Raw genomic sequence first — 12553 nt, 5'->3', positions numbered from 1 at the left:
TTCCCTTTGCCCCATCAAGTTTCACGCGATTCGTTTCACAACATAGTAGCGTTGCAAAATCGCCTCGAACAACGACCTACAGTCGACGAATTCGAATGTTGCGATACGAAACTTCGTCGTTGTGATCTTGCAAACAGATATGTCCGTTGGTCGGTTCACCGAAACCTTCCCATTTGCCGAACTTTGATTTAGCAACTCGCTCGTTCCAGTCGTCGCTGCCTTTGACGAACTCGCAGTAGAGAACTCCGTTAACCGCGATCTCGCATTTCTCAGGGGTGATTAGCACTCGCAACTGATTCCACTCACCAACCGGTTTCGTGGCATCCGTGTCCGAGGAATACAACTGGTACAACCATCCGCACTTTTGTGGATCGTGCCCGCCCTTGTGGTCTTGGATCTGGATTTCGGGTCCGGTGTAGTAAGGCGGCTTCTTTGTCTCGACGACATGAAACATCACGCCGCTGTTGGCTGCAGGAGTGACCTTGAAATCGAGCTCCAATTCAAAGGCGTCAAACTTTTCTCTCGTGATCAAGTTTTCGCCGCGGGCGGCGTCGCCCTGATCCTTGCGTGAAATGCAGGTCAAAGCATCGCCTTCGATTTTCCATCCGGTCGTCACCGAGTCGCGGTTGTATTCACGCCAAGCATCCAAGTTGCTGCCATCGAAAAGTGTTTCCCACTTTCCGGTCTTGGCGGCGTCCTCCGCCATTGCGGCGGGTGAATGGGCAAGAAGTGTCGAAACACACAGTGTGACAGCAGCAAAGAAATACGTTTTCATCAGCAATTCGCAGGTGGGAAAGTGGGGTGGGGGGGAAACAGGCGGGATCAACCGCCAAGCTGCCAAACAGAACAGCTGGCGAAGATTTTACTCGCTGACAGCGTCCGATGTGGGTTTCGATTCAGAGTCTGAGGCTGACACACGAAAGAACTGCACTTCGACCGGAGTTTGTTCCGCTTCGGAATCCGATTCATCGCCGTCGTCGCCTGCTGGAACATCTAAACGCGTCAGACCCACCGTCAACGTTTGTGCGCCTCCACCTTCAAAATACTCGATGCGGATCGGATGCAAACCGGCCCCGGCACGCACCAATCGGCTGACCGTCATGGGCGGATGGTTGCCGTCGTGGTCCAAAAACAACTTGTCATGCAAGAAAACTCGACTTCCATCGTCGGATGTGATTTGGAATCGATACAAACCCTCCTCCGGCACGCGGAACATCGCGTCGATCCTCAACGCAAAATCGTCTCGCTGATCAGCCTGGATCTCCTCTAAGTTCAGCGAATCCACTTGCCCAGATCTTGCAACTTCCATCTCTTCAAACTCGGGCAACTTTTTGAACTTGCCCAGGTACATTCGATAGTCCAGACCAGGTTCGTGCTCGTCCAGCTCGATGCCTTGAAGCCGAGGCACCGCAACGGTCTGCAGCGAAACCGGGATCGCTGATCCGCGTCTGCTCGCCAGCAACTCAACCTCTTCGGATTCTCTGAGCACTTGATCCAACACCAGCGTGTATTGAGCCGCATTGCGAACACGGCTACCTGCCACCATCTCAATTACATCACCGGCAAGTACCCCCGCTGTTGCAGCTGGTGAACCTTCTTCGACTGTGGCGACAACGGCTGCTTCGGCAAGCGGATTGAGTGAGATGCCAACCCATCGATCGTGTCGCAGTTCCGGTTCAACAATTCGACCAAGCAATTTGCGAACACGATCGATTGGAATCGCAAAACCAGCATTTTGCTCTTCTGGGTTCACGCGAGAAACGATCCCAATGATCTTGCCTTCCATGTTCACCAACGGGCCGCCCGAATTGCCGCGATTGCTCGCCGCATCGAACCGCAAATAGTCATCGCGTGCGAGCAAGTTGTAGTTCGTCGCAATCAATGCGTTGGGCATGTCCAAGTAAGTCTTCTTGGAACTGACAATTCCGGACGTGATCGTGATGCCGCGTCCACCAGGGTTGCCCGCCACGACAACCGCCTCGCCATTGTGCACATCGTTGCTGCGTCCCAGCGGAACGGTTGGCAAGCGTCCCTTCACGTGCAATAGGCGAACGATAGCCATGTCCTTTTCGGGCATTCTGCCAACGACCTCAAATTTGCCTGCAACTTTGCCCAGAACCACGTAGCCGCTGTTGCTCGACAACACATGATCGTTGGTCAACACATACCCGGACGATTCAATGATCGTCCCACTACCCGAGTTGAATCCGCCGGTCTCCTCATCCCTTAGAAACAAACCGACTACCGCGGGCTCCACCTTTGCAATGACGTCCACCAGCGGTGACCAGCGCGGAGACCTTGGGTCGAGCCTCTTTGGTTCATCCGCTGAAACCGATGGCGAAAACGTTTGCCAAGTCAAGAAAGCACAGAGAACGATCGAAAAAAGTCGCATGAGTTTTCGCGGCGCAGGTCGGTGGAGATCAAAAGCCAACAACCTACCTATATTTCCACTGCCTCGCGATCCACCAACACCGATTCCGACTCACTGCCGAGTCGTGAAAATGAAACGGTAAAATTCCTGAATCGCCGACACAAACATCTTCAAGTGGACGTTGTCGTCTCAACCACGGGCAAACTGGGTGACGTCACAGCAACTGGCTTCTCTGTTTGTTGCCGATCAGCCGCGGACTGGCACTCTGAACGCTCCTCGCTGGATTGGTCCGAACGCATCGCCTTTCCATAGGTCGAGACAAACTTCGAGGGATCGTCGATCATCTCGCTTGTCATGCGGTGGTGATGGTAGTGCATCGCGCACTTGAGCACGTAGAAGAAATAGATTTCCGGAGTCTTGAACCGCCCGCGGACCGCCGCCAAGATTTGACGCCGGTACGTCCGACGTAACTCGGCATCCGGAACCTTCCACATCAACCGGATGAACATGGCGACGAAACCAACCATGAAGATGGTGCGTTGCTTGCGGCGCTGCCACCGATGCTTTCTGAAATAGTCTGTGTTCAAGGCACGAAACTGAAATCGATCGTGAACAAACAATTGGTCCAAGCGATCGAAGTAGACGTCAGGTTCGTATGCATTTCGCATTGTTTCTAGGTACCCGCGAAGCAACTCGTCTCGTGTCATGCCTTTTGGAATAACGTTGGTGCCATAGTGATGCTCATCCGCCAGATCCAAACGCCCCTCTTCCAACAACCGAGCATACAGTGGCGTCTTTGGAATCGCGTGCAGTAGCCCCACCATCGCATGGGCGATTCGCGAATCCTTCAAGAACTTTTGCTGCGTCGCGAAGATCTCCGACGTGTCGTTGTCAAAACCGACAATCAATCCGCACCAGACTTCCATTCCGAAGTCTTGAATGCGATGAACTTTTTCCAGCATCGTGCCACCACGACTGCGGACGTTTTGATACTTCTTGGTCTCTTTGAGTGATTCCTCATCAGGACTTTCCAGTCCGATGAACACGGACTGGATATTGGCTTCCGCCATCATTTCCATCAGCTCATCGTCTTCGCACAAATCCAAGGAAGCCTCGGTGCTGAACACGATCGGATATCCGTGCCGCTGTTGCCACGCCGCGACTTCGCGAAGAACGGGTTTGATCGCCTTTTTGTTGCCGATGAGATTGTCGTCCACAATGAAAACGATGTGCATTCCTTGAGCGAGCAAGCTGTCCAGTTCGGCGGTTACCTGTGCCGACTGTTTGATGCGTGGGCGACGACCAAAGGTGACGATGATGTCGCAGAACTCACACTGGAATGGGCAGCCGCGAGAAATCTGCAAGCTGCCAACGAGGTAGTGCTTGCTTTTCAGAAGGTCGTGACGCGGAGTGGGGACGGTCGCCATGTCCGTCTTGTCGACCTGTTCATACCGCTGGCTGTGTTCACCTTCTTGCCATTCCGCTAAGAAACGCGGCCACGTGACTTCGGCCTCACCTATAAAGACGACGTCCACACGATCGCCGAAGTAGTCCTCTTCGACCGTCACCCATGGGCCACCGATGACAACGAAGCAACCTCGATCTTTCAACTCAGTGACGATCGAATCCATCCGGAAACGCTGAACGCTCATCCCCGTCATCGCGACGATATCAAACGTTTGAAGTTCGTCAAAATCCAGCGACTCGACATTCTCGTCGAACAAAACGACCTCGTGCTCCGGCGGTGTCAGAGCGGCCAGCAACGGGAGGCTGGCGACAGGCATGTTGGCCTTTTTGCCAAACAAAGGCTGCGAATACTCCAGCCCCCAATACGAAACTTCAAAGGCGGGGTTGATGATCGCGATCCGTGACATAGTCGCACCTGTGAGTTTTGCGTGAGTTGCCAACCGAACACCAGCATACCGCAGAACCCACCATCAGGGGGTTCGAATCACTTTCTTGCGAAAATGCTGGTGCGGGGGACTCACTTGCGCCCCGTACGTCGTTGGAATCAACCTGACACAGAATGCCCGCTCACCGAGCATTCCTCGCTCCCCAGCCGCGACCATGTATCAGCACGATTGGATCTTCGATTTGGCCGACCGACTGTCCGATGGTCCCGACGGCGGTCCCATCACGAGGCGGATTGTTGGCGTCGGTGCGGCGGCGGTGGTTTGCATTTATGGACTGCGATGCTGTCTCGTCCAGCGAGCGACGACAATCAATCTTGCCCACCGCGGGCAAATGTCGCCCGAGTTTTGGAAGGAATACAACGGCACGCCCGCGATCACGTTTGGAATGCTGCTGATCTGCGTCGGACTGTTCATTCACTTCCGATGGTACTGGGGCAATCACAAACGACTGCAGTACTACTACGAGTACCCGACTGCGATCTCGATCATCGCGTTGATCGTCGCGATGGCGGTGCACTTCTGGACCGTGTGGAATTGGACCTGAGAGGCTCGCTGCTGGCGGGGCCGGTACGTGAAATAACGCATACGCGAATGAAAATAGCTAATTCCAAATTAATGCACGCTCTCCTCTTTCCGCTGCTGATGCGATTGCAATCTTTCCACGCAAGTTTTTCTGTTCGTGAGATGCCTTGTCACAACTGAAAATTTGCTTTCGTCGATCCGTCGCGTTATGTTCAGTCGCCTGGCGCGGTAGCCAATTGATGCCCCCCCGCCTTTCCTTTCTTTTTGGTCGGCGGCACTTACGACATGTCTTTATCGGTAGTATGCGGACAATGCAGTACAAGACTGAGGGTACCTGAAAAGGTCTCTGGGAAACGGGTCAAGTGCCCGAAATGCTCCGCATCTATTCTGGTGCCAGTAGCTGAGGAAATCGCTCTCGATGAGGTTCAAGTTGTTGAGGAGCCTCGACGTCCGAATCTCGACGAGACAAATGCTGGCGACGGCGACTTTGATAATTTTGGAGACTTTCTATCCAATCTTGATTCTTCCGATGCTGGCGCCTCCGAGGCTTCGGAATTCGCGTCGGAACTTGACTCGCCAACTTTCGGGCAGCAGGTAGCCGCATTCCAAGCGGGGCCAACTAGTGGCCCTGTTGCGGTCGCAGCCGAGCAACCGATCTATGATGCTTCCGATGCAGCACGACGGAGGAACGGAGTTCCGACCCATTTTTGGGTAGCTGGCGTCGGAGGCACTGTTCTGGTGATCATGCTGGCGGGCTTGGGACTTTGGTTCTTCGTTTCTGATGGCTCTCCTCCGAGCAACCCGGTAGTGAGCCAACCGGAAGGATCCGTGGCAGTTGCTGTTGAACCTGGATCGAAAGAATCAACCGAAACACCGAGTGAGCAATCTCGGGTTGGGGAGTCTCCAACGGAAATAATGGATATGCCATGGGCGGTTGCGGAATCCAATCGAGCGAAACGTTTGGGCTACGACGCGGTAGAGACCGTGCCCAAGCCGATTGAACCTGCGGCATCGGTCGCCCCGGTAGTGAAATCTGTCTCGCAGGAGGCATCCACCATCGCCAAGGTAGCGACACCGGCCAATGCCCTGAGTCTGGAGCAGGTTATTGATCAGATCAAAGCGAACACTGTTTTTATCAAGGTGAAAACGCGGGAAGGAGAGCAAACCGGATCGGGATTTCTGGTGGATGTCGATGAACGACTCGGCTACATCGTTACTAACTCGCATGTGGTGACTGCCGACAAAGGAGTTCCAATCTCGATCCAGTGCGTTCTTCACAGTGGAACACCCCAACAAGTGACATTGGTCGCGCATATTCGCAGCCGGGACGCTGACAACGACCTTGCTGTGTTGGGTGTTACCAACAACAAAAAGTTGCCTGACATTGTGAACTGGACCAACGCCACGGACGTGCGTGAAACGTCCACTGTCTTGGCGGCAGGGTTTCCTTTCGGCGAAATCCTGAGCACAAACAAACGCTTCCCATCGATCACCATCAGCAAAGGCAGCGTCTCAAGTATTCGTCGCGATGACTTCGACCAAATTGCATTGCTGCAGGTTGATGGTGGCATCCATCCCGGCAATTCTGGAGGCCCAGTTTTGACGCAAAACGGGGAGCTCATCGGCGTCGCTGTTGCAAAGGTTCGAAATACAAACATTGGCTTTGCCATTCCTCGCCGAGTCTTGCAGGAATTGCTCTATGGTCGAATTGCTTCGATCCATGTGCAGCAAAATTCAAGAGCGGATGGCGAGCGACAACTCGTGATGAAGATGAAGTTTCTGGATCCAACGCAAAAGATAAGGGATGTCGAGGTTCTTCTGTTTTCTGCCAAGAACCAAAAGGTGACGAAACCAGGATCGAACGGGCAATGGGACCAAGTGGCGGAAGAACTGGTTGAAAAGAAAAACGTCACGTATCTACTCAAGCACAGCCAGGCGCAGGCTTCCTTCAACACATCGTTACCAAATTTAGTTTGCCAGGTCGCATGGACAGCGGGCGACGGAACGCGGAAATTTAGCGAGCCAGTGAAGGTGAAAGAGCTGGATCAGCAATCGTCCGGTGAAAGCGTTGCGACGACTTCATTGGGGCCATCGGTTCTGCCGAAGGTCGAACCGGATATCCAGGGAACCGGCATGGTCTTGCTCCCGAATGAGATGTCAGATTTTGCAATCAATGCAAACAATGGAGACGTCGCGTGCGTCGATCCGGTCAGTCATCGGGCCTTTCTAGTCAAAGCCAACCAACTTAGTGGTGGGGCCGACTTGAAGGAACTGCCTAGCGTTTTGGTTGGCACTACACCGGTTGGGATCACCTACAAGTTGTTCGGCGACAAGGAGTACTACACAGTGGTGTGTTCACAGGATTCTCATGTGTACGCCATCGACGCGAAGTCGTTTGAACTAACAAAAAAGATTCCAATCCAAGGTGCGGGTGTGTCTCACGTGACCTGCTCCTCCAATCCCGCGGATCCGTTCGTGTACTACAACTACGGCAGCGGCCACGATTCAGAGGCCGGTGTCATTGATCTCCGTGTCATGAGAGATCGCGGAAAAGCCTTCGACGATTCGATGGACTGTGCTATCTCCGCCGATGGGAAGTTTGCCTATCGACGAGGCCCTTGGTCGCCTTCTGGTTTTGAATCATTGCGGCTGGCCAATGACTTCACCGCAGACACCCCCGAATTCAAGCGTTCGTTCTACGATCACCGCAGTTGTACTGGTTACGTGCCAGGGCCGTTTGGACAGTTCGTCGCCGTGGGCAGCAAGATCCACACGGTCGGTCTCGAAAAACACTATGCCTCCCTTCCGTTTGCACCAAGCTGCTTCTTCAGGAGCCAGCCTGTTGCAATCGGGTTTGCACCGATGGTGCAAAATTACACATCGAAGCCCACCAGTCTTAGGTTGTTCGCCGCCTCGTACAACAACTTTCAAACCACAGGCAACGCTATTCAACTGCCGAAAGAGTTGGTTGGGACGCAATTGACGCTTCCACGCGGCGTTGCCGGCCGAGCAGACTTTAAGCAAGTTGGATCAAAAACGAGGTTGCTCGCAGATGAGATTCATAAGCGAGTGATCTACGCCACCAACGACAAAATTGTCACCATTCCATTAACAGCGTTTGGAATTGCCAAAGAACCATTCATGAAGCTGGAGAAAAGAAAGTCGACCGCGAAGATTGGATCGGCGAACACGTTTTCAATCGAGGCGACTGACCCCGACGTAAAGATTCAGTTGGGGGGTCTTCCCCACGGGGCGGAGTTGGTGGCTGCAGAATCCACTTCCAACAAGGTCACGTTGAAATGGTCACCAACGGAAGACCAGGTCGGCTCGCATGAGGTTCCGGTCACGCTGTCTTTTAAAGAGATTCAGCGCGTGCTCAACTTCACGTTCGAAGTTGAACAACCTTCAATACAGGCCCCACTCGAAGTCGCAGGTTTTCGGATCTCGCCCACAGAGAGTTTTTGTGTCGCTTGGTCTGGTCCACCAGTGGATCAGTACGGTCGGACGCATATTCGGAACCCGGAACAACCAGTAATGTGTGATCTCTGCGTGATCCCCTTTCGAAGGGGCGTCGATCCAATCAAGGTTAGTATTCCATGGAGTATCAAGGAGGTCATCATTGCGGGGGCTCGCCTGGCAATTCTGCCAAGTAACAACAATCAGCAAGTTCCGATATATGACCTCCGCACACTGGAGCGAGAAAAGCTCTTGTTGCCAACATCGCCGCTGCAAACGATCCGGCTCGATGGCAACGAACTGCATCTGGAAGGCACGCAAAGCGATGACGTGTACAGTATCAAAACGCTTCGCCTTATTCGCTCGACTGGTCCGGAGACTCCAACACCCCGGCGTCACGGTCGCTACGCGCAAAACCAAACCGTTTTTCTGGATGGGCTTTTCGAGGGTGGAGTGCTGAAGGATGTCCGAACCGGCACCGTCAAACTGATTGTCAGTCCTGGACGAATCCCCTCCCTCCCCGGTGCAAACTCACAATTGCTGCAGGGGCAGTTTCTGCGACAACAGACGGACTCGCCGTCCACTAACCCGACACGTCCGGGTGGTTCGGCAAGCATTGTTGCCGGACCGACGGCCGTTGCCGAAACCAATCAGCAGGTATCGCTTGAAAACCGTGTCAGCAACGTCAATGTACCGGGTAGCGTTCATACACGGCGGCTTACACAACAGGTCACATTGCTGGTCATCGATGGTGACAACGCATTGTCTCGACGGGTGCCAATTTTCCAAGGGGTCCGACTGGACACTCAAAACGCTCCTCGCCCGCATATGCAAGTTTCCGACGGCAAAGTTTGGGTGGCCTGCGGCGACCGTGTTTATCGGTGGATCCCACCGAATCTGGGAACAGATGGTTCTCTTGGTTCAAGCGACCCAATCAAGCTTCATTTCAAACCTTCTCAATCCACTTTGGTTTCCGTTCGTCAGAAAGAAACTCTGAATCACGAACTCGCAGGTGGCACGGCGCCGTTTGACTATTTCTTGATGACGCGATTGGACGGGATCTCAATGGATGAGAAGACCGGTAACGTCACGATCGACCGCAGTCTGCTCATTCAATCACCACAGCTCAGACAATTCTACGCTTCCAGGTCGCCTACCAGCGCTTCCGACATTTCGCATCAACTCAAATCGAAATCCATTGACATGATGGGAGAGTTCAAGCGACTCACAAACCGTAAACCTCAAGGGTTCCCGGTAGCCGTGCCAATCCACATCAAAGCTAGCGACAGGGAGGGCGGCGTTGCTGAGCTGCAGTATTTTGTTTTGGTTGATTTTCCGATCGCCGATCTCGTCCGACAAGCCATGCTTGGAGCTCCATCCGAATGATCCCTCAATTACGTGCGTCGAGTCCCTCGATCCGATGCAATTCAGCTGCAGGAACCTTGGCTCTGATCCTGATTTCATTCTCTCTGCTGTCCGTGTTCGTCGCTCAAGCTCGTGATGAGGCGAGAAAACACTACTGTCAAAACAACCTCAAGGAACTTGCTCTAGCGCTTCACAATTACCATTCCGCCTACGGGCAACTTCCATTGGGGGCAGGCGGCACCTCGGGACACAAAGGCTACCCGCCGATCGCGCCGACGGATGAACGATCTTCCAACCAAGGAAGATTGTCAGGCTTTGCTGGCCTCACGCCGTTCATGGAGCAACAATCAGTTTGGGAACGGTTGACCAATCGAGTCGGACCGGATGACGATGAGTTTTCCAAGATGGGGCCATCCCCTTCGATCAGCGCAGATGAATACCCACTTTGGGCAGTGCAAATCGATCTCTTCCTTTGCCCAGCGGACCCCGCCATGCGAGTCGACTATGGCCTTCGCAGCTACATGTTCAACTACGGGGATGGGATCGAATCGGTTGGTCGGATGTTTGATGACGGTGTGGATGATCGACGACTCGCACGACGTGTCGGGCGGGGAACCTTCGCTGCTCATACGACCATCAAGTTCCGAGACATTGTCGATGGGATGTCCAATACAGCCATGATCGGAGAGTCAATGATTGGGGTTGCGAAAATGAACGCATACACCGCTCGAATCGCCCGCAGTATCCCAGGCTTGTCGAAGTCCCCCGATCTGGCAATGAAGACTGTCAACGAACAAGACAAGACCTACCGGTCCGAACAGACGCTTTGGGGAGTTGGTAAAGGCTCGCGTTGGGCAGAAGGATTTTACTTGCTCAACGGCTTTACAACCGTGCTACCGCCCGGTGGTCCTTCCGCGACGATGGCGGGTGACCCCGAAAGCGGCGTCGTCTCAGCCTCGTCTTACCACATCGATGGTGTGAACTTGGCAATGGCGGACGGTGCAATTCGGTTTGTGTCCCGTTTCATCGACACCGGTGACAGCACCGCACCTTGCATCTCACCTGACAACACAGAGAAACATTGCCCGAGCCCCTACGGAGTTTGGGGAGCCATGGGTACACGAGCGGAAAAGGAAATCATTCCTTCGGAGCGAGAAGCGAAATTCCAGACCATTCGCTAACCGTCCCCAATCGTCCTGACGTGCTCACTTCATGCGATTTGGACAGCTCTTGTGTTGTGATGGCGGCATGTGGATCGCGGGCTCGATCTAGCGGGATGAATCGCACACGAAAAGCGACCCTCAATGATTGAAGGTCGCTTTTGTGGAGTCTTGTTTGGAACTGGCTAGGCTCAAACGGCGGCCATTGATGTGCCCATCGTTTGGCCTGGGGCTGGTAGGTTGCTGGAACCTTCCAGGAAGATGTCGATCGCACGAGCGGCGCCGCGGCCTTCGTTGATCGCCCAGACGACCAGGCTTTGTCCACGGCGGCAGTCACCCGCGGCGAAGACGCCGTCGATGTTGGTTGCGTACTTGCCGTGTTCAGCTTGGAAGTTGCTGCGAGCGTCAGTCTCGAGACCCAACGATTCCGCAACGGTTTGCTCGGGGCCCAAGAAGCCCATCGCCAACAAGATCAGTTGGGCAGGCCATTCTTTTTCGCTGCCTTCGACTTCGGCCATTTGCCAGCCGCCTTCATCGTTCTTCGTCCATTCGACGTTGACGGTCTTGATGCCTTTCAGCTTGCCTTCGTCGTCGACCAAATACTCTTTGCTGAGGATCTGATATTCGCGAGGGTCTTTTCCGAACTTCGCTTCGGCTTCTTCGTGACCGTAATCGACACGGAAGATACGCGGCCATTCCGGCCATGGGTTGTCGTCGGCACGTTCGGCTGGTGGCTGAGGCAACAACTCAAAGTTGACCATGCTGCGGCAACCATGACGGAGGCTGGTTCCGATGCAGTCGGTCCCGGTGTCACCACCGCCGATGACGATCACGTCCTTGCCTTCGGCGCTGATGAAGTCGGCCCCCAGGTTATCACCGTGAACACGTTGTTGGGTGTTGGACGTGAGGAAGTCCATCGCGAAATGAACGCCCTTGGCTTCGCGACCGGGGATCGGCAGGTCGCGTGGCTTGGTGGCACCACAGGCCAACAACACAGCATCGAACTCGCTTTGCAAATCCTTCGGCGAGATGTCTTTGCCGACATTCACTCCGGTTTTGAAGGTCACGCCTTCTTCCGTCATTTTGTCGACGCGACGCTGAACCGCTTTCTTCGACAACTTCATGTTGGGAATGCCGTACTGCAACAAACCACCGATCCGATCGGCGCGTTCGTAGACGGTGACCAAGTGGCCGGCTTTGTTGAGTTGATCAGCGGCGGTCAAACCAGCCGGTCCACTGCCGATGACAGCGACTTTCTTTCCAGTGCGTTGCTCCGGCGGTTCAGCAACGATCCAACCTTCTTCCCAAGCACGATCCACGATCGCGTTTTCGATGTTCTTGATCGTCACAGGCGGATTGGTGATTCCCAACACGCACGAGCCTTCACATGGTGCGGGGCAAACCCGGCCGGTGAACTCGGGGAAGTTGTTGGTCTTGTGCAGACGCTCGATCGCTTCTTTCCAGCGATTGTTGTAGACCAGGTCGTTCCACTCGGGAATCAAGTTGTCGATCGGGCATCCGGTCGCGGACTGACAAAAAGGAACACCGCAATCCATGCAGCGAGCGCCCTGACGTTGCAGATGCTCGGTCTTGGGTTCGGTGTAGATCTCGTCGTAGTCATTGATCCGGATGACTGGCAATCGCCAAGCAACTTTTTCGCGATCGAATTCCTTGAATCCAGTGGGCTTGCCCATGGCAGAGTCCTCAAAATGGGGTGATGTGTACGGTTGATGTGGGGTGGGTTTTCGCGGCGATGGCCACGCGTG

7 protein-coding genes are annotated in these 12553 nt (G+C 54.2%); 3 read left to right on the top strand and 4 right to left on the bottom strand.

Annotated elements, in window-relative coordinates:
- Positions 1-76 precede the first annotated feature (76 nt).
- The 3 genes from B2R17_RS10700 to B2R17_RS10690 all read right to left on the bottom strand — a co-directional run bounded on the left by B2R17_RS10700 (position 77) and on the right by B2R17_RS10690 (position 4245).
- Entirely contained in the window at positions 77-775 is a 699-nt protein-coding gene (locus B2R17_RS10700; RefSeq protein ID WP_286763971.1) for a 3-keto-disaccharide hydrolase, read from the bottom strand.
- An 87-nt stretch (positions 776-862) separates the two neighbouring features.
- Complete coding sequence (locus B2R17_RS10695) at positions 863-2392, bottom strand: PA14 domain-containing protein (protein ID WP_286763970.1); 1530 nt, start codon at positions 2390-2392, stop codon at positions 863-865.
- A gap of 149 nt (positions 2393-2541) precedes the next feature.
- Positions 2542-4245 (bottom strand): B12-binding domain-containing radical SAM protein, encoded by a 1704-nt coding sequence (locus tag B2R17_RS10690; protein WP_286763969.1) that lies wholly within the window; start codon positions 4243-4245, stop codon positions 2542-2544.
- A 193-nt stretch (positions 4246-4438) separates the two neighbouring features.
- Between B2R17_RS10690 and B2R17_RS10685 the strand changes: the two genes are divergently transcribed.
- From B2R17_RS10685 to B2R17_RS10675, 3 genes are all read left to right on the top strand, one after another.
- Positions 4439-4828, top strand: a complete 390-nt coding sequence (locus B2R17_RS10685; protein ID WP_286763968.1) for a hypothetical protein — start codon at positions 4439-4441, stop codon at positions 4826-4828.
- Positions 4829-5721: 893 nt separating this feature from the next.
- Positions 5722-9648, top strand: a complete 3927-nt coding sequence (locus tag B2R17_RS10680; protein WP_286763967.1) for a S1C family serine protease — start codon at positions 5722-5724, stop codon at positions 9646-9648.
- Complete coding sequence (locus B2R17_RS10675) at positions 9645-10808, top strand: DUF1559 domain-containing protein (RefSeq protein ID WP_286763966.1); 1164 nt, start codon at positions 9645-9647, stop codon at positions 10806-10808. The genes B2R17_RS10680 and B2R17_RS10675 overlap by 4 nt, the downstream gene beginning before the upstream one ends.
- A 170-nt stretch (positions 10809-10978) precedes the next feature.
- On the opposite strand, the gene B2R17_RS10670 is transcribed toward B2R17_RS10675, so the two are convergent.
- Positions 10979-12481: a glutamate synthase subunit beta gene (locus B2R17_RS10670; RefSeq protein ID WP_008661229.1), complete on the bottom strand. Its 1503-nt coding sequence runs from the start codon at positions 12479-12481 to the stop codon at positions 10979-10981.
- Between the last annotated feature and the right edge of the window lie 72 nt (positions 12482-12553).

This window comes from Rhodopirellula sp. UBA1907 (assembly GCF_002337565.1).
In the GTDB taxonomy this organism is placed as follows: domain Bacteria; phylum Planctomycetota; class Planctomycetia; order Pirellulales; family Pirellulaceae; genus Rhodopirellula; species Rhodopirellula europaea.
Note: the sequence above shows the minus strand (reverse complement) of the source record. Positions and strands in the feature narration are given on the sequence as shown.

Bases quoted from the DNA above. Each gene is read 5' to 3' on its own strand.
- B2R17_RS10680 (WP_286763967.1), top strand. From the start codon at position 5,722: ATGGATATGCCATGGGCGGTTGCGGAATCCAATCGAGCGAAACGTTTG.
- B2R17_RS10690 (WP_286763969.1), bottom strand. From the start codon at position 4,245: ATGTCACGGATCGCGATCATCAACCCCGCCTTTGAAGTTTCGTATTGG.
- B2R17_RS10670 (WP_008661229.1), bottom strand. From the start codon at position 12,481: ATGGGCAAGCCCACTGGATTCAAGGAATTCGATCGCGAAAAAGTTGCT.
- B2R17_RS10675 (WP_286763966.1), top strand. From the start codon at position 9,645: ATGATCCCTCAATTACGTGCGTCGAGTCCCTCGATCCGATGCAATTCA.
- B2R17_RS10700 (WP_286763971.1), bottom strand. From the start codon at position 775: ATGAAAACGTATTTCTTTGCTGCTGTCACACTGTGTGTTTCGACACTT.
- B2R17_RS10685 (WP_286763968.1), top strand. From the start codon at position 4,439: ATGTATCAGCACGATTGGATCTTCGATTTGGCCGACCGACTGTCCGAT.
- B2R17_RS10695 (WP_286763970.1), bottom strand. From the start codon at position 2,392: ATGCGACTTTTTTCGATCGTTCTCTGTGCTTTCTTGACTTGGCAAACG.